Below are 23478 nucleotides of genomic sequence, written 5' to 3' on the forward strand. Positions count from 1 at the left end.
CGACCGAGCTGGGCAGAGCTGGTTGACCCGAACGGTTCTCCGGTACACCCGATACGGTGTACTAGAGATCGCTCGGCGGCAGCGCGTCTGCAGAAGCAGCACAATGTGACCAGCGCCCCCAAGGTTGGCTCCCGATTGCATCGTGTGGATTCGCGCATGGTGCGCAAGGGACGGTGGCGGCTTCGGTTCGAAGCCCGTTGCACTGTGATCCAACGTCCGACAGCCATTCCGGCGGTTCGAGTTTCTTCCTCACGAGATCGCCGGGCGATCGATGGGGGCCCCATGCATCCGATTTCGCGGCAACCTCCGCACGAAGAGGTTTTTCATTCCCAGACCAAGGCGAAAATGGCCGACGTGCTGGCCGACTTCGCGCGCACGATGCTGACGGACTTTCCCATCCAGGCCATTCTCGATCAATTGGTCGGGCGAATCGTCGACGTCCTCCCGGTGGCCGCGGCGGGTGTCACCCTCATCTCCGGCGACGAGGCACCGATCTACGTGGCCGGGTCCAACCAGGCCGCCTGGCGCTTCGAACAGCTGCAGACCACCTACGGCGAAGGTCCGTGCCTGACGGCCTACCACCACGGCGCGGCCGTCAGCGTCGCCGATCTCCTGACGGAAGAACGCTTCCCCCGCTTCACCGCCCACGCGCTGACGCTCGGCCTGGCCGCCGTCCTCACGTTCCCCCTTCGTCATGGCGACCATCAACTGGGCGCCCTCGATCTGTACAACGACGTGCCGGGCCCGCTACCGGAAGAGGCGATGACGGCCGCCCAGACCCTGGCCGACGTGGCCAGCGCCTATCTGATCAACGCCCAGGGTCGAGCCGATCTGCAGGAGTCGTGGCAGCGGTCGCGCCAGGCCGCTCTGCACGATCCGCTGACCGGCCTGGCCAACCGGGTCCTGATGCTGGATCGTCTGGAGAACGCGCTCCAGCGGAACCACCGGACCAGCCGACACTGTGCGGCCCTGTTCATCGATCTCGATCGGCTCAAGGCCGTCAACGACAGCTACGGCCACGCGGTGGGTGACGAGCTGCTGGTGGCGGTGGCGCAGCGGTTGAGCCTGCTCATCCGACCCGGTGACACGGTGGCCCGCCTCTCCGGGGACGAGTTCGCGGTGCTGTGCGACTCGCTGAACTCACCGGCCGAGGCCGAGTCGATCGGCGCCCGGCTGACCCACGAGATGGCCAGGACCTTCGAGCTGTCCACCATCCGGCTGGACGTCACCACCAGCATCGGGATCTCCTACAGCGATTCCACCGAGCAGCTGCTCCGGGAGGCCGACGCGGCGATGTACCAGGCGAAGCGCAACGGCGGCAACCAGTACCAGCTCATCGACACCCGGCAGCAGTCCGACGCATACGCCCGTCTCGGCCTGGAGCTGGACCTGAACGGGGTGGTGCTGCGCGGCGAGCTGCACAACGAGTACCAACCCATCGTCGCGGCCGCCGACGGCACGATCAGCGGATTCGAGGCGTTGCTGCGGTGGAAGCACCCGGTCTGGGGCGCCGTGCCGCCCAGCACCCTGGTTCCCATCGCCGAACGCACGGGTCAGATCGCCGAGATCGGCGCGTGGGTGCTCCGACAGGCCTGGACCGACCGGCTGCGGTGGTGCCGACCCGAGGCCGATCAGGATCCGGACATGTCGGTGAACATCTCACCGAACCAGCTGATCGCACCGAATTTCCTGGACATGGTCCAGGCGGTGCTGGTGGCCGGGTCCACCTCGGCGGAGAGGCTGACCCTGGAGATCACCGAGAGCGTGATCATCATCGATGCCCCCCGCGCACTGACCGCCTTGGACGAACTCCGCCGGCTCGGGGTCAGGATCGCGCTGGACGACTTCGGCACCGGCTACTCGTCGTTGAGCTACCTCAAGCGGCTACCGGTCGACATCCTCAAGATCGACCAGAGTTTCATCGCCGACATCCGCGACGAGCCGGCCAGCCGGGCCATCGTCAAGTCGGTGGTCACCTTGGCCCACGACCTCGGCATCAGCGTCATCGCCGAAGGGGTCGAGACCGCGGACCAACACGCCCTGGTCAGCGAACTCGGCTGCGATGCCTGCCAGGGCTATCACTTCGGCCGCCCGATGCGGGCGGCCAAGGTGGACGGGCTGGTGCGTCGGGGTCAACGCCCGGGCATGGCCAGGGCGATCCCCGCGCCCCGTCCACGGTCGGGCTCCGAAGTGTTCGCCGGCCCGCCGAGCCACCCCTAGTGCGGAGCCCGTAACTCTGCAAGAACCCCGCAGGACGGCTGTGCCGGTTTGGGGGTGTGAGAGCCGGGTACCGGTCGAATCATGGGTGACTATGAAAATTCGACGACGGTGGAGCCGGTGCCGCCGCACCGCCCGGCCCACGAGGCTCCCGGGGTCGCCGCCGCGCACCCCGAACATCGGCCTGCGCACCTGCGGGAAGCGCCGGCCCACCTCCGGGTGACCGAGGACCAGGCGGCGAACGGCAGGCCCGGGAACGGCCGTGGACCGGACGAGAGCACCCGTGCCGGGGCCGCCGGACGGGCAGATGAAGATCGGACCGGACCGGAACCGCACAAGTGGTGGACGCTGGTGGCGGTCTGCCTCGGTACGTTCATGCTGCTGCTCGACGTCACGATCGTCAACGTCGCCCTCCCCGACATCCAGAACAACCTGCATGCCTCGTTCTCGGACCTGCAATGGGTGGTCGACGCCTACGCCCTGACCCTGGCCGCCCTGCTCCTGACGGCCGGCAGCCTCGCCGACCTGTTCGGCCGCCGCCGGCTGTACGTCGTCGGACTGGCGTTGTTCACGGTCGCCTCCCTGCTGTGCGGAGTGGCCGGGGACACCCTGCTGCTACAGCTCTCCCGGGGCCTGCAGGGCATCGGTGGCGCCGTGATGTTCTCCGTCTCCCTCGCGCTGTTGGCCGACGCCTTCCGGGGCAAGGACCGCGGCACGGCCTTCGGCATCTGGGGAGCGATCACCGGGTTGGCCGTTGCGATCGGACCACTGCTCGGCGGCGCACTGACCTCCGGCCTCTCCTGGCGGTGGATCTTCTTCGTCAACCTGCCGATCGGCGTGATCGCGGTGCTCATCACGCTGGCCAAGGTCGCCGAGTCGAAGGCCCAGCAGGCCCGCCGGCCCGACTGGGCCGGGGTCGTCGTGTTCACGGTGGCGTTGTCGGCACTGGTCTACGGGCTGATCGAGTCCAACCAGAGATCGTTCTCGGACGGCCTGGTACTGGGCTGCCTGATCGGGGCGGCCGCCCTGCTGATCCTGTTCGTCGTCATCGAACTTCGCGGGAAGGCCCCGATGTTCGACCTCTCGCTGTTCCGTCTGCCCACCTTCACCGGCGGTTCGGTCGCGGCGTTCGGTATGAGCGCGTCGATCTTCGCCGTACTGCTGTACCTGGTGCTCTACATCCAGGACGTGCTGGGCTTCGACGCGCTCGCGACCGGGGTGCGGTTGCTGGTGCTGTCCGGCGGGATCCTGATCACCTCGACCATCGCGGGGAGGCTGACCTCGAAGGTGCCCGTCCGGTTCCTGATCGGTCCCGGACTGCTGCTGGTGGGCGTCGGGTTGCTGCTGATGCGGGGCCTCGACGCGCACTCGACCTGGACCCATCTGATCCCAGGGTTGATCATCACCGGCTTCGGCGTCGGGATGGTGAACCCGCCGCTGGCCTCGACCGCAGTCGGAGTGGTCAAGCCGCAACAGGCGGGCATGGCCTCCGGCATCAGTTCGACCTTCCGGCAGGTGGGGATCGCGACCGGCATCGCGCTGCTCGGGACACTGTTCTCCAGCAAGGTCACCAGCGAGGTGACCTCCGCGGTGTCCGGCATCCCGGGCTTGTCCGGCCAAGCGGGCAGGATCGCGACGGCCGTGCAGTCCGGCGCCGTCGGCCAGACGCTGCAGAACCTGCCGGTCGCAGTGAGGGGGCAGGTCGCCGAGCTCACCAAGACCGCCTTCACCACCGGTCTCGACCGCATCCTGCTGGTCGCGGCCGTCATCGTGCTGGTCGCGGCCGTCATCTCCTTCAGCACCATCCGGACCAAGGATTTCGCACACCAGCAGGGTGCCCACTGACATGCACCGCCGAACTGCCGACACCCTCGGGGCCGTGACCGGATCTGTGGTGGCTTCACTGCGTCCCATGCCCTGGCCGGACTCGCTATCGTGGGGGCCAGGCGCCCATCCGGGCGGAGATCCTGTCGATCGTTTCGGCGTCGGGCGGGCTCCCGGCGCGGGGAAAGTAGATACCTGATGACTCAACCGATCGAAGCGCTCGAACCCATCACCCAGTCCGTACTGGTCGTCGTACCGGCCTACGGCTCCGCCCATCTGACCGACACCGTCGTGACGGACCTGCTGCAGTGCGACGCGCTCGCGTTGCCCCATTTCCGGATCGTCGTCGTCGACAACATGGGCGACTACCGGTCGGCGCACGACGACGAACGGGTGACGATCCACCGTCCGGGTAGCAACACCCGCTGGATCGGGGCCACCAACTGGGGTCTGACCGAGGCGCTGGACCGTCACGACGACATCTTCGTGGTGATCAACAACGACACCCGGCTCTCGCGCGACTTCCTCTACTGGATGGCCCTTTCCATCACCGAGAACACCGACATCGCGATCGCGGCGGCCTGCTACGACGACTTCTGGCTGCACCAGCGGGTCTGGACGCCCCAGAAGAGCGCCGCCGACTTCGTACCCCGCCGTGCCTACCGGGAGGTGCCGTTCTGCGACGGCACCGCACTGGCCTTCCGGATGGAGACCGTTCGCACGATCGGCACCCTGAACATCGAAGCCTTCCCCCGGCACGGCTACGGGGCCGACGTGGACTTCGCCATCCGGGCCCGGGAGCAGGGTCAGCGGTGCCTGGTCACCGAGACGGCCTACCTGACGCACCTCGGCCGCGGCACGATGGACCAGTTCCCCGAGGAGACGCACGACGTGGCCAGGTCCGAGATCGTCGGCGGCCTGAACAAGCTCTGGGGAGATCAGTGGCGCAAGGTCGCCGGGCTCACCGAGTTGGCCTTCGAACCGAACAACACCGGCAGCACCCCTGCCTGGTACACCCGCTGACGTCCTTAACTCCGCGGACGTCCGGAACCCTGCGGACGTCCGGGACCCTGTCGACGTCCTGCACAGTGAGGCCTATTGGCCTCACTCTGCAGGACGTCAGCGAGGTTTGAGCGGGTAGCGGGGTTTTAGCGAGTGGCGAGCTGATCGCGGCCGGCTTGTTTCGCGTCGTACAGGGCGAGGTCGGCGCGCGCGATGCAGGTGGAGATCCCTTCATCGGAGTCCCACTTCGTCTGTCCCACCGAACAAGTCGAGCCGTCGGGCAGGCAGCCGCGCACCCGGTCGAGGATTCTGGCCGCCTGCCCGGGTGAGGTATACGGCAGTGCCACGATGAACTCCTCGCCGCCCCAGCGCGCGAAGACATCACCGGAGCGCAGGCAGCGGCGGGCGGCCTCGGCGAACTCCTGGAGCAGGACGTCACCGGCATTGTGCCCGTGCGCGTCGTTGAACGACTTGAAATGGTCCAGGTCGATCAGGGCGATCGTCAGGGCCCCTCCGGTGGACCTGATCTGCTCCAGGATCGCCCCGAGTTCGATGTCCCAGGCGCGGCGGTTCAGCGAACCGGTGAGGGGATCGGTCAACGCCGAACGCTCCAGCTCGGCCCGCAGCCGCTTCGCATTGAGGGACACGCCGGCCTCGTCGGCGATCACCCGTACCGATCGCACGGCGCGGTCCCCGAAGGCGACGACCCGGTCCCGCCAGGTCACGTTCAGGATCGCCTGGACGGTGCCGTGCACGACCACGGGTTGCCACATCGCGCTGACGGTGTCGTCCAGATCCAGCAGGTCGGAGTTGACCGCAGGGTGGTCCCGGGCCTCGGCCAGGAACACCGACTCGCCGCTCCGCCAGACCTGCGCCGTCATCGATTGCTCCTGCAGCGACAGCTCCAGACCGATGTAGTCACCACCCGCGGCCGCCGTGATCACGAGCGCGTCGGCACCCAGCGGTTCGAGCAGCGCCACCGAGGACGCGCCGGCGAGCTCCAGCACGGAGCGCACCACCACGGGCCGTGGATCCTCGCCGTCCTGCACGCAGCGCGCGACCGCGGCGATTGCGGCCAGGTCGGATTCCGATTCCTGCAGGGCGTTCTCGGCCGCCTTGCGGGCGGTGACGTCCTGGGCGATCGCCAGCGTCCAGGTCTGCCCGGCCGGGCCCGGCGTCGGGGTGATCGTCACCCAGGCCCACCTCATGCCGCCGTCGGGACGCAGGAACCTCATCTCCACCCGGTGCACACCATCGGGACTGTCCTTCTGGCCCTGTTCGGACTGCGCGATCAGGACGTGGTCGTCCGGATGGGCGAAGCGCTGCGCCGAGTGCCCGATCATCTCGGCCGGCTCCACCCCCAGGAGTGCGCCGAAAGCGGCGTTGGCGTCCACCCAGAGGCCCTGCCCGTCCGACAGCGCCATCGCCACCGGACTGCCGTTGAACAGCGCGTGGAAACGGTGCTCGGACTCCCGGAGCGCTTCCTCCGCAGCCGCTTTCACCGTGACGTCCCGCACTTCGACCTGCAGCGCCGGTGCCGCGCGGTAGTTGATCGGAGCAGCGTTGACCTCGACCGTCAGCAGTTCACCGCCCGGCTGGACGAGGTGCCACCGATGGCCGAGCAGGGCCGGCCCGCCCCCGACCAGAGATCCGTACAGGGCGGAGAGCTCCTCGTGTTCACTCGGGTCGACGAAGTCGAGCACCAGACGTTGCTCGATGTGCTCAGGGAAGTCGACACCGAACAGCACCATCGCCGCCGGATTGGCGTAGCGGAACCTCCTGTCCGTCCCGATCACCGCGACGGCGACCGGCGAATGCTCGACAAGCGCCCGCCAGCGGTCCTCCGCCTCCTCGTGCGCGGCGCGGGCCGCCATCAGCTCGGTGACGTCGGTCGACACTCCGGCGATCGCGTAGACCTGGTTGTCCCCGTCCAGGAGCGGGAACTTGGTGGAGCGATACAGGTGTGTCGTGCCGTCGGTGTGGACGATCTCCTCGTCGAAGATCTGGTGGTCGTGCTTGACCAGGATGATCTCGTCGTTCGCCCGGTAGGACGCGGCCAGCTCCGGCGCGAAGAGGTCGACGTCGAATCCGCCGAGCAGCCCACTGTCCAGATCCAGCACGCGCTCGAGCGCCCGGTTGGCCAGGATGTACCGACCCGTCAGATCCTTGGCGTAGACCAGGACATCGGTGTAGCTCAGCACGCCGTCCAGCACCCGCTGGTTCCGACGGAGCGCCTCCTGCGCCTCGGCCCGCGCGTCGATCTGGGCGGCGAGAACCCCTGCGTGGTAGCGCAGTTCGAGCTGGCTGACGACCTCCGCGGCCAGTACGGTCAGGTCTCGCTGCTGGCCCGCCGACAGCTCCCTGGCCACGGTGTCCATGACGCACAGCGTCCCCAGCGCATGTCCGTCCGAGGTGATCAACGGCGCGCCGGCGTAGAAGCGCACGAACGGGTCTGCCGTGACCAGCGGGTTCGCCGTGAACCTTTCGTCGCTGCGGGCGTCGCGGACGATCATGACCTCGGGACCCGCGAGGGCGTGCGAGCACAGCGACCCCTCACGTGGTGTCTCCGTCAGCGCCACCCCGACCCGCGCCTTGAACCACTGCCGGTCGCCGTCGGCCAGACTGACCACCGCCATCGGAGTGGCGCAGAGACGGGCGGCCATCGCGGTGAGGTCGTCGAACAGCGGTTCGGCCGGGGTATCCATCACCTGCAGCCGGGTCAGCGCGCGCAACCGGTCGCTCTCGGAGCCCCCGCCCTCGGTCATGCCGCCGTTGGTCATGCCGCCCGGGGGGCACGGGGCACCTGCGGATCCACCGACACTCCACCCCTGATGTCGATCCTCATCGCCGCGTCACCCCTGCTCCCTGGCCAGAGAGATCCCTCATCCGAGCATCATGTCAGGCTCGACGGGTCCCGGGTGTAAGGGAATGCTCCTCCGGCATGGATCAACTTCCCAGGCATGGACGAAAGTGATGACTCCTGTCACTCCAGCCCCAAATCCGCAAAGTTGATCCATGCAGGCGAAGTTGATCCATGCAGAAGCGGGGGTCCCGGGCGTCTGCACGCGCGATCCGCGGCGGCCTCACCAGCGCACAGTGCGGGCTCGTCCGGCGTACCGGCACCGATCCGTCAGGAGCCTGCTTTCAGCAGATCATCGCGCAGGACCCGCTTGAGCAGCTTTCCACTCTGGTTGCGGGGCAGTTCGGTCACGAGATGCACGTGCTTGGGCACCTTGAACGGTGCCAGCGACAGCCGGGCGTGCGCGATCAGGGCCGCCTCGTCGGCCAGAGCACCCTCGCGCAGCACCACGACGGCCGTGATGGCCTCGATCCACCGCTCGTCCGGTGTGGCGATCACCGCGACCTCGGCCACGTCGGGATGGGTGTAGATGGCATCCTCCACCTCACGCGACGCGACCATCACCCCGCCGGTGTTGATCGCGTCCTTGATGCGGTCGACGACGGTGATGTACCCCTGCGCGTCGCGGCGGACCAGGTCGCCGGAGTGGAACCACCCGTCCCGGAAGGCTTCTGCGGTCGCCTCGGGGCTGTCCCAGTAGCCGGTGCACAGCTGCGGCGACCGGTAGAGCAATTCTCCCGGGACGCCCGGCGGGACGTCGGCGCCGGTCTCGTCGACCACCCTGGCCTCGACGAACAACACCGTCCGGCCGCAGGCCTCCGGACGCTCGTCGTGCTCGGCCGGTTTGAGAACGGTGGCCAGAGGCCCGATCTCGGACTGCCCGAAGCAGTTGTAGAAACCCAGCGCGGGCAGCATCGCCTGCAGTCGCTTCAGGACCGGGACAGGCATGATCGACGCCCCGTAGAACGCCTTGCGCAGCGAACCCAGGTCGCTGGCGGCCAGATCCGGATGATTGGCCAACGGAACCCACACGGTCGGGGCGAGGAACAACGCGCCGATCCGGTCGGAACCGATGCGCCGCAGGATCTCCGGCACGTCCGGACGGGCCATCAGGTGATTGGTGGCCCCGACGGCGAGGTAGGGCATCAGGAACACGTGCATCCCGGCGGAGTGGTACAGCGGCATGCAGTGCAGCGGGTCGTCGTCCTCGGCTGCGTCCAGGGCCAGGATGCTCGAGACGTACTCGTGGACCAGCGCACGGTGCGTCATCATCGCGCCCTTCGGGTTGGACGTGGTACCCGAGGTGTAGAGGAGTTGCACCAGATCGGTGTCGGCGACGTCGTTCGACAGGACCGGAACCGCACCGGAACTCCACAACGGGAGCACCGCGTCGATGGCGCCGTGCAGCACCACGATCTGTTCCAGCGACGTCCCCGAACGCACGGCGGACACCGCCGCGAACAACTCGGAGTCGACCAGGGCGATCCGACTGCCCGACTGCGCCAGGATGTAGGCGAGCTCGCGGCCCGTCAAGGCGTAGTTCACCGGGACGTGCACGAGTCCCGCGCGCGAGCAGCCGAGAAACGCCAGGAGGTAGGCATCGGAGTTCGCGCCGACGGTCGCGACCCGGTCGCCACGCGACAGTCCCATGGCCAGCAGGTAGGCGGCCGCCCGGGAGACAGCGTCGTCCAGCGCGCGATAGGTCCAGTCGCGCCCGGCGAAGATCAGGGCAACGCGGTCGGGCGTACGGACCGCGCTGCGGTGCAGGATGTCGTCGACGGTGCTGGATCGATCTTGGTTCACGCAGTTCTCGCTTTTCGATTGTCCGGGCCGACCTCGGCGGAAGCCGCACCGGGGCGGACGATCCCACCGACCGGCGCCGGTCACCAGGGACCGATGTTGCCCCGGGGTCAGGGCAAAGTCAACGGAACTCCGGCGCCCGCTTCGCCAGGAAGGCCCGCACGCCCTCATGCCCGTCCGGGCTGTTCGCGGCGGCGGAGATGGTCCGTCTCTCGAGGTCCAGATCGTGCTCGGCATCGCCCGTCGCGCGATGGCGGAGCAACCTCTTGGAGGCCACCTGCGCCGACCGGGAACCGGCGGCCAGGGTGTCGATGACGTGTTGGACCTCGGAGTCGAACTCCTCGTCGGGGTAGACCGCCGACACCAATCCGGCCTGATGGGCCTGGGCTGCCGTCATCAGCGGGTTCAGCAGGGCCAGGTACATGGTGCGGTGCAGGCCCAACGTGGAGGTCAGGAGGGAGCTGCCGCCGTCCGGGGTGAGCCCGATCTTGTTGTAGGCCAACGTGAACGTGGCCGAATCACTGGCCAGGACGAGGTCGGCGGCTGCGGCCAGCGGGAAGCCCGCGCCGGCCGCCACGCCCTTGACCAGGCTGACGACGATCGCGTCCATGCCGTGGAGCCGCAGGATCACGTCGTGCAGCGCCTGCGCGAGCTCGTCGATGTAGGCACCCGGATCGGGAGCCGCGGCGAACGCCTTGATGTCGCCGCCGACCGAGAAGGCCCGGCCGGTCGAGGAGATCACCACGATCCGACAGTCCGCGGCTTCGGCGCTGCCGACGCCGTCGGCCAACCGGGCCACCGTCTCCAGACTCAACGGCGACCCTCGGTGCGGCTCCGCGAGCTCGATCCGGGCCACCGGCCCGTCGATCCTCACGATGGATCCATCGGTCATGGTCCTCCCTCGAGTCCTCTCGACCACGCGATCATCGCACCGGTTTTCACTCCGGTCGAAGACGGGGTCCCCGGATCGGCTCGATCGTCCCGGGCTGCGCGGTGCAATCGGCTCAGCCCTTGGGCGCGAACAGTTCCAGGGCGATGTTGTCCGGGTCCCGGAACTCCAGGATGTAGCCGGCGCCGATGTCCTTGACGCCCGCGTGGCTCACCCCTCGCGCGTCCAGCACCGCGACGGCGTCGTCCAGATCGGACCGGGAATCGACCGCGAAGCTGACGTGGTCGAGGCCGGTGCGGTTCTCGAAGAACTCGTCGTCACCGACCGGGCGCAGACCCAGGAGCGAATCACCGAGCTGGTAGATCCCACCGCCGAACAGGAACCACAGCTGTTCCCGGGTGGCCTCGTCCGCATCCGCTGGGAGGGCGAAGGCGACCGGTAGTCCGAAGACGTCGTCGTAGAAGGCCCGGGACCGGTCGATATCGGTGACGGTCAGACGGATGTGGGCGAAGGCGCGGGTGGAGATCGGCATAGGACGATGATGCCTGCCCCTGCAGCAGCCCTGCCACACCGGCCCTGGAGGCGGCCGCGATCGCACCCGAGGTCGCAGGCATCATGAAGTGGTGATCGAACAGAGCGAGAGCGGCATCGTCGTGACGGAAACCGTCGGCGCCTCGGCGGCCACGCTGTTCGCCGTCCTGACGGACCCGCGTCGGCACGTGGAGATCGACGGATCCGGAATGCTCCAGGCCGACGTCACCAGCCGGCCCATCAGCGGCGTCGGGCAGGTCTTCACCATGGCGATGCGGTATCCGTCGCTGGGCGACTACCGCACCGAGAACCACGTCCTCGAGTTCGAGCCGGATCGGCGGATCGTCTGGACCACCGCGCGGGAGGGTCGACCGCCGGCCGGTGTCCAGTGGGGCTGGACCCTGGAGGCCGTGGGTCCGCAGGAGACTCGAGTCGTGCACTCCTACGACTGGTCGAACGTCGTCGATCCGGCCGTACTGGCCAGAGTCAGCTTCCCCCGGGTGAGCGCGGCCGATCTGCAGACCAGTGTCCAGCACCTGGCCGCCGCAGCGGGGGCATGACGGTTCCACACCGCGGGTCGGCGCCACGGACGGAGTCGCCGGCGCACCTTCTTCCGAACGTCCCGGCTGTACATGTCCCTGCGGTACCCCGATCATGAGCCGGTGACCGACTACCGCGCCCACTTCGATGCCACCATCACCTTCCTGAACGGCGGTGGCCTCCAGACCCAGGGCTTCCGGCTGGACGTCCCGGACGAGCACCTCGCCGCACCGGACCTGGCCGCCCTGCTGGTCAGGCACCTCGGACTGCTGATGGTGGAACGGGTCGAGCTCTCGAACGTGACCGTCGTTGCGGCAGCCCATCTCGGCTCGCGTGGGTCGGCGCCCGGACCGGACCGGTCGCCTGAGCTGATCGACCTGTCGCACGTCATCGAGGAGGGCATGGTCACCTACCCGGGGCTGCCGGGACCGCAGTTCCTCCCGCACCTCACGCGGGAGGCCTCCCGGTCGGTGTACGCGCCGGGTACCGAGTTCACCATCGACCGGATCAGCATGCTCGGCAACACCGGCACCTACCTGGACAGCCCGTTCCACCGGTACGCCGGTGGGGTCGATCTGGCCGGTCTGCCGCTGGAGCGACTCGCCGATCTACCGATCACCGTCGGCCGCTTGGACGACAGCAACGAACGCGGCATCGGCGTACTCGCCCTTGCGGCCCTGGACGTCCGTGGCCGGGCCGTCCTGCTGCAGACCGGATGGGACCGCCATTTCGGCACCGCGGCCTATGCCGGTCCGGCCCCGTTCCTGACGCGGGAGGGGGCCACGTACCTGGTCGACCAGGGTGCGGCACTGGTGGGCATCGACTCGGTCAACATCGACGACACGGCATCCGGTGGCGAACGGCCGGCGCATTCGCTCCTGCTGGCAGCCGGCATCCCGGTACTGGAGCATTTGACGCATCTGCCCCAGGTGCCCTCGACGGAGGCCAGGTTGCATGCGGCTCCGCCGAAGATCGCCGGCTTCGGCACCTTCCCGGTCCGCGCCTATGCGGTGGTCACCGCCCGATGACGACGCCCTAGCCGCGCAGGGCGGACGCGAAGATTCCCGGCAGTTTCGCCCATCCCGGGTTCGCCGCGAACTGCGTCAACCGGCGTCCGGTGGTGGCCTGCGTCCGATTGGTGACGAACCACGGCGGCTTCGGGGACAGGGTGAATTCACCGGCGCCCAGGGAGCGATGGGAGGGCCGGAACGGTCCCCGCACGACGGTCCGCTCGGCCCTGTCCAGCAGGAAGGCGTTGTGCACGATTCCGATCCCGCTCTGCACGTCGGACAGGATGTGCCCGGGAAAGGCCCCCCAGGTGGCCCGTGCCGTCAGGAATCCGAAGCCGGTCCAGGCATTGACGGCGACGGCCCCGTAGCGCAGGTCGGCGATGGTCTCGTCGAAGGCGGCGCCGGCCGCGCGCAGCGTGCGGGGATGGGCGATGACGTTGACCCCGAGGGTGCCCACCAGGTCGTCGTTGGCCACCGCAACCGCGGCCCGGAGGAACGCCAGACCCGAGCCCGGGAGCTCCGTGACGGCCAGCACGGGAGCGAAATACTCCGTGTTCAAAGCCTTTTCGCCCGCCGCCGACCGCACGCCGGTGATCAGCAGACGGCCGCCGTCCAGTGCTTCTGCCGCCGGGTAGCCGGCCTTGGCCGCGGCCACCCGCTGGTCGCTACCCGGGTAGTACGGCGCACGGTGGGGCGCACGGGACAGCGCCGAGCGCAACTGGGTCAGGAAGGCCTCCCGCTGCGGCCAGTCCGAGGACAGGATGACCACCTGCCCGGCGATGCAGTTGTAGCCGCCGTTGTGCAGTCGTTGGGTGGCCACGTGTTCCGCCTGGAAACGGAGGTCGGCCTTCGACCATTTCCCGGGAACGATGATCGTCGGCGAGACCCCGCCCAGCTCGCTGGTGATCTCCTTGTGCAACAACGGCTCCGCTGCACCGACGCGCACCGCGGCCCGGCGGGCCTCCCCTTCGATACCGGTGCCGAAGACGATCGCGTCGTGGCTCGCTGCGCTCCCGGTGATGTGCACGTGGGTGACCGACGGGTGATTCACCAGAAATTGGCCGACATCGGCTGCGCCGGTGACGATGCGCAGAAAACCGGCCTCGATCAGCGGGGCGAACGCCTTGTCGAACACGGGCAGGATCGGGGTGGTCACCGGGTTGAGCTTCAGCACCGTCACCCGGTTGTGGGCGAAGAGTTCGTAGACGACGTCGAGCAGCGGGATCGAGGTGATGTTGCCGGCCCCCAGCACCACTCCGACGCCGCCGCCGACCGTGGGATGACGCTGACCCAAACCGGCACCGGAACGGACCTGCTGGGGGCTCACCCCCGGCTGCATCCAGACGTCGGCGGAGAATCCGTTGAGCAACAACACATCGAAGATGTTGTATGGCAGCGCCTTGACGGTGACCCGACCGCCCGGTGCGGTACCCAGTTCCACCCCGTCGACCGGGCTCCCACCGGCTTCCAACGCACGGAGACTCTCGGTCAGGGCCGAGAGCGAGGTCAGCACCGCATAGGGGCCGGACGTCCACTCCTCGCCCAGCAGCGGAGATGTGGCATCCAGGCCCTTGTAGGCGGCCGCCACCGAGACCCATTGCTCTGCGTCGGCCGCGACCGAGACGGACAGCGCCTGCAGCAGCTCCCGGCGGCCGGAGAGCGGCAGGGCCGACCACCGCGCCGCGCCGGCGGTCAGCTCGGCCAACGCGGCGTCCGCCTGCGCGATGCTCTGCTCGAAGATCTGGGCCGTCATCGTCGTCCGCCTCTGCGCGTCGGTGGTACTCCTGGTGGTCCGTCCACCTTGCCACGAGTCCGGACCTCGCCCGACGATCCCCGAACCGTCCGGGTAGCAGGTGGGCCCCGGCCGGGCGCAGCGGGGCCGGGCGCAGCGGGGGGCCGCAGCGGGGCGCCGCGTCCGGGCCTGCGGCGTAGGGTTCCGGTCGGACTTCTTTCGAGCTGACAAGGACGGCATCTCATGAGCGCGCAGACCTCCGGCCGGGAATGGCATCTGACCCGACGCCCCCACGGCACCCCGACCCTCGCCGATTTCCGGATCGCGACGGTCGACGTCCCGGCGCCGGTCGGCGGAGAAGTACTGGTGCGCAATACCTTTCTCTCGGTCGACCCCTACATGCGCGGGAGGATGAACGACGTCCGCTCCTACGTCGAGCCGTTCGAACTCGACCAGGCGATGACCGGCGGCGCGCTCGGCGAGGTGGTCGAATCCGCGTCCGAGTCGCTGCAGCCGGGTGACCTGGTGGTGCACAACTACGGGTGGAGGGAACTGGCCACCGGACCGGCGTCGCACTTCCGCAAGGTGGAGGCCGTCGAGGGTGTGCCGATCAGCGCACACCTTGGCGTGCTGGGCATGATCGGTCTGACCGCCTACGTCGGTCTGCTGGACGTGGCGAAGATGCAGGCCGGCGAGACCGTCTTCGTCTCCGGCGCCGCCGGCGCGGTCGGATCCATGGTCGGCCAGATCGCGAAGCTCAAGGGCGCGGCCAGGGTCGTCGGGTCTGCCGGGACCAGGGAGAAGGTCGACCTGCTGACCTCGAAGTACGGCTACGACGCCGCCTTCGACTACCACGACGGCTCGGTGAACCGACAGTTGCGGGAGGCGGCCCCCGACGGGATCGACGTCTACTTCGACAACGTCGGCGGAGACCACCTCGAAGCAGCCATCTTCGCGTTCAACCGCTTCGGACGGGCCGCGATCTGCGGAGCGATCTCGGCCTACAACAGCACGGAACCGCCGTCGGCACCCCACAATCTCTCGCTGATCATCGGCAAGGGGGTCAGCCTGACCGGCTTCCTGGTCAGCCACCACGCCGACCGCGCCGCTCACGCAGCCGCCGAGATCGGCCCGTGGGTGGCCTCGGGGGCCATCGTCCACCAGGAGACGGTCGTGCACGGCGTCGAGAACACGCCGGCCGCCTTCATCGACCTGCTGGCCGGGGCCAACATCGGCAAGATGATCGTCGCCCTGGACTGAGCCGCGGGTGTGCGGCTTGCACCAGCTTGCCCCATCGTGCACCGGGGCGCGCGGGCACAATCGACAGGGTTGCCGACCGTTCATGCCGAAACACCGCAGGAGTCACCATGAGTGCATCATCCCCCGCCGCTGCCGCCGGGACCTTCTCCTTCGGAGGGGATCTCACCGTTAACCGGCTCGGATACGGGGCGATGAGGCTGTCCGGACCCGGGATCATGGGCCCTCCGAAGGACCGCGACGAGGCCATTGCGGTGCTGCGCGAGGCCGTCGCTCTCGGCGTGAACCACATCGACACCAGCGACTACTACGGGCCCTACCTCGTCAACGAACTGATCAAGGAGGCGCTGTACCCGTATCCGGAGGATCTGGTGCTGGTCACCAAGGTCGGCGCCCGTCGGACGGCGCGGGGGGGCTGGCCGGCTGCCCTTTCCGCCCAGGAATTGACCGACGCCGTCCACGACAACCTGAAACGCCTTGGCATCGAGCAGATCCATGCGGTCAACCTGCGGATGGCAGACGCCAGGGGCGGGGTGATGCGTGAGAACTCGCTGGCCGAGCCGTTCGAGACGATGGCCTGGCTGCAGCAGCAGGGATTGATCCGTCACCTCGGCGTCAGCAACGTCGGACGTGAGGCGATCATCGAGGCACAGAGCATCGCGCCGATCGCCTGCGTGCAGAACCAGTTCAATCTCGTGCAGCGGGACGACGAGGAAATCGTCGATCTGTGTGCTGCCGAGGGAATCGCGTTCGTCCCGTTCTTCCCGCTCGGCGGTTTCAGTCCGCTGGCCGCCGACCGGTTCGCCGCCGTGGCCACCGAGATCGGCGCCACCACCATGCAACTCGCTCTGGCCTGGCTGCTGCAGCGGTCCCCCGCCATTCTCTGCATTCCCGGGACGTCGAGCGTCGCCCACCTGCGCGAGAACATCGCCGCCGGCGAGATCTCCTTGAGCCCGGACCAACTGGACGAGTTGGACAGGCTCGCCCGCTGACAGCGGCTGCGCCTGCGCATCACATCATCCTCACCAGTTGGTTTGACACGATCATCGCGGTGCAACGCCGCAGCAGACCATCCGACCGAGCCTCCCGGAGGACCACCATGTCGTTCAACACCTTGCCCACCGCCGAGATCGCGCCGAGCCCCACATCGGTGTCGCAGACACGCACCTGGCCACGTCGGTCGGTGATCGCCGGCTCCGGAGCGGCCCTGCTGGCCTGCGCCGCCTGCGGCTCGAGCAGCACAGCGGCTGCAGGCTCGGGTGCTGCAGCGGTTTCTTCCCCTCCGCCGGCGGCCGCCGGTTCCTCCGGAGGCCGAACGGCCATCGCGTCGGTGAGCGACATCCCCGCCAACTCCGGACTCGTCGTCAAGGCGCCCGGTGGACAGGTGATCCTGGCCAAGGCCAACGGCAAGGTGGTCGCCCATTCCGCCGTGTGCACGCACCAGGGCGCGATCATCGACGGCACCGGCACCTGCCCCCTGCACGGTTCCCAGTTCAACCCTTCGACCGGGGCGGTGCTGGCCGGGCCGGCGAACCAGCCGTTGGCGGCGGTCCCGGTCACGGAGTCGGGCGGCAAGGTCTACTCGACCTGATCCGGCGCCGGACGGTTCCCGGGTTCGCCGCGGCGCGTCCGGCGGGCGTCCGGGGAAAACACAGCATTGACACAGCCAGGACCTAGGCAAGCCACACCGCGAGCGGCGAGTATCACTCCATGACGAGTTCCCCCTTCGCAACCTTCACCCCGCGCGCCGAGAACGGGCGCGAGACGCTGCGAGGGCCGGAGGGCCGTCCGATCAAGGTATTGGTGGTCGACGACGAGCAGACCCTATCCGAACTGCTGGGGCTGGCGCTGCGCTACGAGGGGTGGGAGGTGCGCACCGCCGGTGACGGCGCCTCCGCCATCGTCGCGGCCAGGGAGATGCGCCCTGACCTGGTGGTCCTGGACGTCATGCTCCCGGACATGGACGGCCTCGAGGTGCTCCGCCGGCTCCGGACCGATTCCGACCGCACACCGGTGCTCTTCCTGACGGCACGCGATGCCGTCGAGGACCGCATCGCAGGTCTGACGGCCGGTGGCGACGACTACGTCACCAAACCGTTCTCGATCGAGGAACTGGTGCTGCGACTGCGAGCGCTGCTGCGTCGGTCGCACACCGCCATCACCGCCGATTCCTCGCTGCTGACCGTCGGCGACCTGAGCCTGGACGAGGACTCCCGCGAGGTGCACCGGTCCGGCGAGCTGATCGCGCTGACCGCCACCGAGTTCGAGCTCCTGCGCTTTCTCATGCGCAACGCCAAGCGGGTGTTGTCCAAGGCGCAGATCCTGGACCGGGTCTGGAACTACGACTTCGGCGGTCAGGCCAACATCGTCGAGCTCTACATCTCCTACCTCCGCAAGAAGATCGACTCCGGGCGTGACCCGATGATCCACACCATGCGCGGCTTCGGCTACGTCCTCAAGCCGGTCGGCTGAACGAGTTGTCCTCTCCTGCAACACCTTCTGCGGTCCTCCCACTGCCGGCCCGCGCCAAGCGGGCCGTGACGCTCCGGACGAAGCTGATCGCCAGCATCGTCGGGCTGATCATCGTGCTCAGCGCGGTGATCGGTGTGACGACCGAACTGTTCCTGAGCAAGTACCTGGTGCAGCAGCTGGACAATCGGCTTGGCACCTTCCAGGAGCATGCGCCGGACATAGTTGCGGCCGCGGGACAATCCAATGGCGAATCGCTCAGACCGTCGGGGATCGCAGGCGTTCCGCCGGATCAGCGCGCGCCGTCATGTCTGTCCAATGCCGGCGGATTCAGACAACAGGACGGGCTGTCGATCTGCATCACCGGATCAACCGTCACCCGAGCCGTGGTGTGGTCGAATTTCACATCCTCCAGCCTCAGTGCGGCCCAGCTGAATGCGGTTCAGTCAGCTCACCTCGGTAATGCCGCGTCCACAGTATTCATCCCAGGACTCGGGAGTTATCGGCTTGTTCTACGGATACCGCCAGGAACGTCGGCAACTGGTCAGACCATCACTTACATCAGTGGCTTGTCACTCGGCGAGGTGACCGACACGCAGAAGCGACTGGCCGAGGTGATGGCGCTGGTCGCCGGGGGCGCGATCATCCTGGGCGGGCTGACCGTGTTCGTCATCGTGCGGCGCTCGGTCCGGCCGCTGGAACGGGTGGCGGCCACGGCCCGCAAGGTGGCCACCCTCCCGCTGGACAAGGGCGAGGTCGACCTGGCCATCCGGGTGCCGATCAAGGACACCGACGCCCGCACCGAGATCGGTTCCGTCGGTGCGGCGATCAACCAGATGCTCGGTCACGTGTCCGGCGCGCTGACCGCCCGGCACGCGTCGGAAACCCGGGTACGGCAGTTCGTCGCCGACGCCTCCCACGAGCTGCGGACGCCGCTGGCCGCGATCCGCGGGTATGCGGAACTTGCCCGCCGCGGGGAGCACGAACCCGGTGCGGTGGCGCATGCGCTCCGACGGGTGGAGTCCGAGTCCGCCCGGATGACCACCCTGGTCGACGACCTGTTGTTGTTGGCGCGCCTTGATTCCGGCAGGCCCCTGGCCACCGAGGAGGTCGATCTGACCATGCTCGTGGTCGATCGGGTCTCCGACGCCAGGGTGGCCGGAACCGATCACAAGTGGCAGCTCGACCTGCCCGACGAACCGGTGACGGTGACCGGCGACGGTGCACGCCTCCACCAGGTCCTGGCCAACCTGCTGGCCAACGCCCGCAACCACACGCCACCCGGCACGGTCGTCGTGACGGGTGTACGCCGGGAGACCGGCGGCGTGGTGATGACTGTGACCGACGACGGGCCGGGCATTCCGGAGGAATTGCAGTCCGAGATCTTCGGCCGTTTCGTCCGCGGTGATTCCTCTCGTTCCCGCGCGGCCGGCTCGACCGGGCTCGGCCTGGCCATCGTTGCCGCAGTCATCGCCGCCCACGGCGGCACCGTCACCGTCGAGAGCCGGCCGGGCCGCACCTGCGCGCGGGTCTGGCTGCCAGATCACGTCGAATCCGCAGTTGCGACAGTCGATCCCCTCCCGGCCTCCTCCGGCTACCCGACCCTGTCCAAAGCCTGAAGGACCTTGCCCAGCGCAGAGAAATTCGTGCCGCGTCGCACCGAAATGCCAGGAAAATCGCTCACAGAAATGCCACAGCCCGACCCGGGAGTACCCACAGCGCGGCGGCCGAGAGTAGATCCCATGACCACCGAAACGTGCGCCACCGATCTCACCGGCTCCCCTCAGGCGGGAACGACCGATGAGCGCCTCGTGAGGGCCGGCAGCGAGACCGCTCCCGGTCACGCCGTCGTCACCACCTCGCTGGACGTCGTCATCCCCGTGCACAACGAGCAGGGGGACCTGGGCCAAGCGGTCCGTCGCCTGCATACCTACCTCTCCACGTCGCTGCCGTACAGCTTCCGCATCACCATCGCCGACAACGCGTCGACCGACGGCACTGCGGCGATCGCCGAAGAACTCGCCGAGCACTATGCGGAGGTCACCGTCCTGCATCTGGGCCTGAAGGGCCGTGGCCGGGCTCTCAAGGCGGCCTGGACCCAGTCGGACGCCAAGGTGCTCGCGTACATGGACGTCGACCTCTCGACCGATCTGGCGGCACTGCTCCCCCTGATCGCCCCCCTGCTGACCGGCCACTCGGACCTGGCCATCGGCAGTCGGCTGGCCCGTGGGTCCCGGGTGGTCCGCGGCACCAAGCGGGAGTTCATCTCCCGCAGCTACAACCAGATCCTGCGGCGAACCCTGTCAGCCCATTTCTCCGACGCCCAGTGTGGTTTCAAGGCGATCAGGTCGGAGGTGGCCAGGCAGCTGCTGCCGCTCGTGCAGGACGACGGCTGGTTCTTCGACACCGAGATGCTGGTCCTGGCCGAACGAACCGGCCTGCGCATCCACGAGGTCCCCGTCGACTGGGTGGACGATCCGAACTCCAGCGTCGACCTCCTCGCCACCGCGATCACCGATCTCAAGGGCGTCTGGCGGGTCGGGCGCGCGCTGGCCACCGGGTCCCTTCCGCTCGCACAGGTCAGGGCGCAGTTGGGTCGCGGCTCGATCGAACCGACAACACCGGGAGTACCAACGGGTATGACGAAACAGGTCGTCAGATTTGCTGCCATCGGGGTCGTCTCCACCTTGGCCTATCTCGTGCTGTTCGTCGTGTTCCACCCCTTCATGGGGGCGCAGGCCGCCAACTTCCTGGCGCTCGCGATCACCGCCGTGGCCAATACCTCGGCCAATCGCCGGTTCACCTTCGGCGTGCGCGAGCGGGCCGGAGCCGGTCGACATCAGTTGCAGGGCTTCGGGATCTTCCTGCTCGGCCTGGCCATCACCAGTGGATCGCTGGCGATCCTGCACAGCTCCGCCCCGAACGCGGGGCGGACGCTCGAGCTCGGCGTGCTGGTGGGAGCGAACCTGCTGGCGACCGTGGTCCGGTTCCTGCTGTTGCGGGGCTGGGTCTTCCGCAAGTCGCGTTCGGCAACGCCATCGGTCTCCACCCCGGTCACCGGTCAGTGACCTCTCCTTCGGAATCTCGACAACGGACAGGGCAACGATGACTTCGACGCAACAAACCACAGCGGGCCAGCTGGATCCGGAAGGATCCGTCCCGGCGACGCAGCCCGGATCCCACCCGACCGGGCCGGTCCGTACGCGGACCGGCCCCGGCCGGGTCTTCCTGGGTCCGCCGCACAGCCCGCCGTGGGCCAGACCGCTGCTGTGGCTCCTACTGGTCGGAACCGGCGTCCTCTACCTGGTCGACCTCTCCAGTTCCGGCTATGCGAACGACTTCTACGCCGCAGCCGTCAAGTCCGGTACCGAGAGCTGGAAGGCCTGGCTGTTCGCCTCCCTGGATTCGGGCAACGCGATCACCGTGGACAAGCCGCCGGGTGCGATGTGGATCATGGGCCTGTCCGGCCGGATCTTCGGGTTCTCCTCGGCCTCGATGCTGGTCCCGGAAGCGCTGATGGGCGTGGCCACCGTCGCGCTCGTGTACGCGAGCGTCAAGCGCTGGTTCGGGCCTGCGGCCGGCCTCATCGCCGGTGCGCTGGTGACGTTCACCCCGGTGGCGGCGCTGATGTTCAGGTTCAACAATCCGGACGCCTTCCTGGTGCTGCTGATGACGGCCGCCGGCTACTGCGTGATCCGTGCCCTCGAGCCGCCGGCCGAAGGGGTCAGATCACGTGCGCTGAGGTGGTTGCTGTTGGCCGGCACCGCCATCGGCTTCGCGTTCCTCACCAAGATGCTGCAGGGACTGATGGTCCTTCCGGGCTTCGCCCTGGCCTACCTGTGGGCGGCTCCGCCGAAACTCTGGACCAGGATCTGGCATCTGCTGGCCGCCCTCGGTGCCGTCATCGTCTCGGCCGGCTGGTTCGTCGTACTGGTCGCGGTGTGGCCGGCCTCTTCCCGGCCGTACATCGGCGGCTCCACTGACAACTCGCTGTGGGAACTGGCCATCGGCTACAACGGCCTCGGGCGGATCTTCGGCGGCGACCGGAACGGCGGCGGCGGCGCCCCCGCCGGTGGCTTCGGCGGGGGTCAGTTCGGTGGTAGCACCGGAATCACCCGGATGTTCGGAAGCTCGTTCGGCTCGCAGATCTCCTGGTTGATCCCGGCCGCCCTGATCGCACTGGTCGGCGGCCTGGTGTTCTCGGCCCGCGCTGCACGGACCGACCGATCCCGTGCCGCCCTGCTGCTCTGGGGTGGCTGGCTCGTGGTCACCGGGCTGGTGTTCTCCTACATGCAGGGCACCATCCACCCCTACTACTCCGTCGCGCTGGCGCCGGCGATCGCCGCCCTGGTGGCCATCGGTGGCCGCGAGCTGTGGCGTGGCCGCGCCAATGCGGTGGTGCGGGCGGTACTGGCCGCGATGATCGCGGTCACCGCCCTCTGGTCGTTCCAGCTGATGAGAACCGATGCGCCTCACTGGAACCCGTGGCTGCGCTACGTCGTCCTGATCGGCGGACCGGTCGGAGCCGTCCTGCTGGCTGTCTCGGCGGCGAAGCTGCAGAAACTCGCCGCGGTCGGGCTGGTGGTCGGCTCGGTCACCGCGCTGGGCGGGATGACCGGATACGCGGTGCAGACCGTCAGCACCGCCCACACCGGTTCGACCCCGACAGCCGGACCGGGGACCGGCGGAGGACTCGGCGGCTTCGGCGGCCGGGTCAGAACCGGTGGCGGCGGCTTCCAGCTACCCTCCGGCGCCCAGCTGCCGTCCGGCGCCCAGCTGCCGTCCGGCGCCCAGCTGCCGTCCGGCGCCCAGCTGCCGGAAGGATTCCAGTTGCCGACGGGCGCCGGCGGGGCGGGTACCGGTCAGACCCCCGGCGGGACCGGTGGTTTCACCGGCGGTGGCTTCGGTGGCGCTGGTGCCGGCGGCCCCGGCGGCGCGGCTTCGGTCGACGCCCAGCTGGTGTCGATGCTGAACGCCACCACCACCCGCTGGGCCGCCGCCACGACCAGCGCCACCGCGGCCTCGCCGTACATCCTGGCGAGCGACAAAGCCGTGATGGCCATCGGCGGATTCACCGGAAGCGATCCCTCCCCGACGCTGGCGCAGTTCCAGCAGTACGTCAGCAGCGGGCAGATCTCCTACTTCATCTCCGGTGGACGCGGAGGTTTCGGCGGCCGCGGCGGTGGTTCGTCGGGCATCAGCACCTGGGTCGAGCAGCACTTCACGGCCAAGACGGTCGGCAGCACCACCGTGTACGACCTCCGCGCACCGATCACCGGGTCCTGAGCAGGGGGTCGGCCCGACCACGACCCGCAGGTGCTTCCGGCGACGGATCTGACGTTTCAAC

At 68.5% G+C, this 23478-nt stretch carries 18 protein-coding genes; 12 read left to right on the forward strand and 6 right to left on the reverse strand.

Annotated features, from left to right (window positions below):
- Nucleotides 1-282 precede the first annotated feature (282 nt).
- The 3 genes from H7F38_RS24420 to H7F38_RS24430 all read left to right on the forward strand — a co-directional run bounded on the left by H7F38_RS24420 (nucleotide 283) and on the right by H7F38_RS24430 (nucleotide 5064).
- A complete protein-coding gene (locus tag H7F38_RS24420; protein WP_187092163.1) occupies nucleotides 283-2220 on the forward strand; it encodes a bifunctional diguanylate cyclase/phosphodiesterase in 1938 nt (645 codons plus the stop codon).
- An 81-nt stretch (nucleotides 2221-2301) separates the two neighbouring features.
- Entirely contained in the window at nucleotides 2302-4062 is a 1761-nt protein-coding gene (locus H7F38_RS24425; RefSeq protein ID WP_187092164.1) for an MFS transporter, read from the forward strand.
- A gap of 177 nt (nucleotides 4063-4239) precedes the next feature.
- Complete coding sequence (locus H7F38_RS24430; RefSeq protein ID WP_187092165.1) at nucleotides 4240-5064, forward strand: glycosyltransferase family 2 protein; 825 nt, start codon at nucleotides 4240-4242, stop codon at nucleotides 5062-5064.
- 125 nt (nucleotides 5065-5189) lie between these two features.
- Here the strand turns inward: H7F38_RS24430 and H7F38_RS24435 are convergent, their stop codons facing one another.
- The 4 genes from H7F38_RS24435 to H7F38_RS24450 all read right to left on the reverse strand — a co-directional run bounded on the left by H7F38_RS24435 (nucleotide 5190) and on the right by H7F38_RS24450 (nucleotide 11124).
- On the reverse strand, nucleotides 5190-7808 hold the full coding sequence (locus tag H7F38_RS24435) for a PAS domain S-box protein (protein WP_187092166.1): 2619 nt from the start codon (nucleotides 7806-7808) through the stop codon (nucleotides 5190-5192).
- Nucleotides 7809-8173: 365 nt separating this feature from the next.
- Entirely contained in the window at nucleotides 8174-9706 is a 1533-nt protein-coding gene (locus tag H7F38_RS24440; RefSeq protein ID WP_187092167.1) for a fatty acyl-CoA synthetase, read from the reverse strand.
- A 118-nt stretch (nucleotides 9707-9824) separates the two neighbouring features.
- Nucleotides 9825-10595, reverse strand: coding sequence for an enoyl-CoA hydratase/isomerase family protein (locus H7F38_RS24445; RefSeq protein ID WP_187092168.1), 771 nt, complete (start codon nucleotides 10593-10595; stop codon nucleotides 9825-9827).
- 112 nt (nucleotides 10596-10707) lie between these two features.
- Entirely contained in the window at nucleotides 10708-11124 is a 417-nt protein-coding gene (locus H7F38_RS24450; RefSeq protein WP_187092169.1) for a VOC family protein, read from the reverse strand.
- Nucleotides 11125-11215: 91 nt separating this feature from the next.
- Here H7F38_RS24450 and H7F38_RS24455 point away from each other — a divergent pair, with 91 nt between their 5' ends.
- Entirely contained in the window at nucleotides 11216-11683 is a 468-nt protein-coding gene (locus H7F38_RS24455; RefSeq protein ID WP_222618307.1) for an SRPBCC domain-containing protein, read from the forward strand.
- Between the two features lie 102 nt (nucleotides 11684-11785).
- The gene (locus H7F38_RS24460; protein WP_255498168.1) at nucleotides 11786-12691 is read left to right on the forward strand and encodes a cyclase family protein; all 906 of its coding nucleotides are present in this window, start codon (nucleotides 11786-11788) and stop codon (nucleotides 12689-12691) included.
- Nucleotides 12692-12698: 7 nt separating this feature from the next.
- On the opposite strand, the gene H7F38_RS24465 is transcribed toward H7F38_RS24460, so the two are convergent.
- Entirely contained in the window at nucleotides 12699-14426 is a 1728-nt protein-coding gene (locus tag H7F38_RS24465; protein WP_187092171.1) for an aldehyde dehydrogenase family protein, read from the reverse strand.
- Between the two features lie 222 nt (nucleotides 14427-14648).
- Here H7F38_RS24465 and H7F38_RS24470 point away from each other — a divergent pair, with 222 nt between their 5' ends.
- Together H7F38_RS24470 and H7F38_RS24475 are read left to right on the forward strand one after the other, a co-directional pair.
- Nucleotides 14649-15665 carry an NADP-dependent oxidoreductase gene (locus H7F38_RS24470; RefSeq protein ID WP_187092172.1) on the forward strand — a complete coding sequence of 339 codons (1017 nt, stop codon included), beginning with the start codon at nucleotides 14649-14651 and terminating at the stop codon, nucleotides 15663-15665.
- 107 nt (nucleotides 15666-15772) lie between these two features.
- Nucleotides 15773-16654, forward strand: coding sequence for an oxidoreductase (locus H7F38_RS24475; protein ID WP_187092173.1), 882 nt, complete (start codon nucleotides 15773-15775; stop codon nucleotides 16652-16654).
- Between the two features lie 19 nt (nucleotides 16655-16673).
- Here H7F38_RS24475 and H7F38_RS24480 read toward each other — a convergent pair whose 3' ends face one another.
- Nucleotides 16674-17003, reverse strand: coding sequence for a hypothetical protein (locus tag H7F38_RS24480; protein ID WP_187092174.1), 330 nt, complete (start codon nucleotides 17001-17003; stop codon nucleotides 16674-16676).
- On the opposite strand from H7F38_RS24480, the gene H7F38_RS24485 reads away from it, so the two are divergent.
- The 5 genes from H7F38_RS24485 (at nucleotide 16993) to H7F38_RS24505 (ending at nucleotide 23417) form a co-directional block, all read left to right on the forward strand.
- Nucleotides 16993-17253, forward strand: a complete 261-nt coding sequence (locus tag H7F38_RS24485; protein ID WP_187092175.1) for a Rieske (2Fe-2S) protein — start codon at nucleotides 16993-16995, stop codon at nucleotides 17251-17253. The two genes, H7F38_RS24480 and H7F38_RS24485, sit on opposite strands and share 11 nt — an antisense overlap.
- A gap of 119 nt (nucleotides 17254-17372) precedes the next feature.
- On the forward strand, nucleotides 17373-18134 hold the full coding sequence (locus H7F38_RS24490; protein WP_305080150.1) for a response regulator transcription factor: 762 nt from the start codon (nucleotides 17373-17375) through the stop codon (nucleotides 18132-18134).
- 5 nt (nucleotides 18135-18139) lie between these two features.
- Nucleotides 18140-19750, forward strand: a complete 1611-nt coding sequence (locus H7F38_RS24495) for a cell wall metabolism sensor histidine kinase WalK (RefSeq protein WP_255498169.1) — start codon at nucleotides 18140-18142, stop codon at nucleotides 19748-19750.
- A gap of 123 nt (nucleotides 19751-19873) precedes the next feature.
- On the forward strand, nucleotides 19874-21199 hold the full coding sequence (locus H7F38_RS24500; protein ID WP_187092176.1) for a bifunctional glycosyltransferase family 2/GtrA family protein: 1326 nt from the start codon (nucleotides 19874-19876) through the stop codon (nucleotides 21197-21199).
- A gap of 37 nt (nucleotides 21200-21236) precedes the next feature.
- Nucleotides 21237-23417, forward strand: coding sequence for a glycosyltransferase family 39 protein (locus tag H7F38_RS24505; protein WP_187092177.1), 2181 nt, complete (start codon nucleotides 21237-21239; stop codon nucleotides 23415-23417).
- Nucleotides 23418-23478: the final 61 nt, after the last annotated feature.

The sequence above is a fragment of the Nakamurella sp. PAMC28650 genome (assembly GCF_014303395.1).
Taxonomy (GTDB): domain Bacteria; phylum Actinomycetota; class Actinomycetes; order Mycobacteriales; family Nakamurellaceae; genus Nakamurella.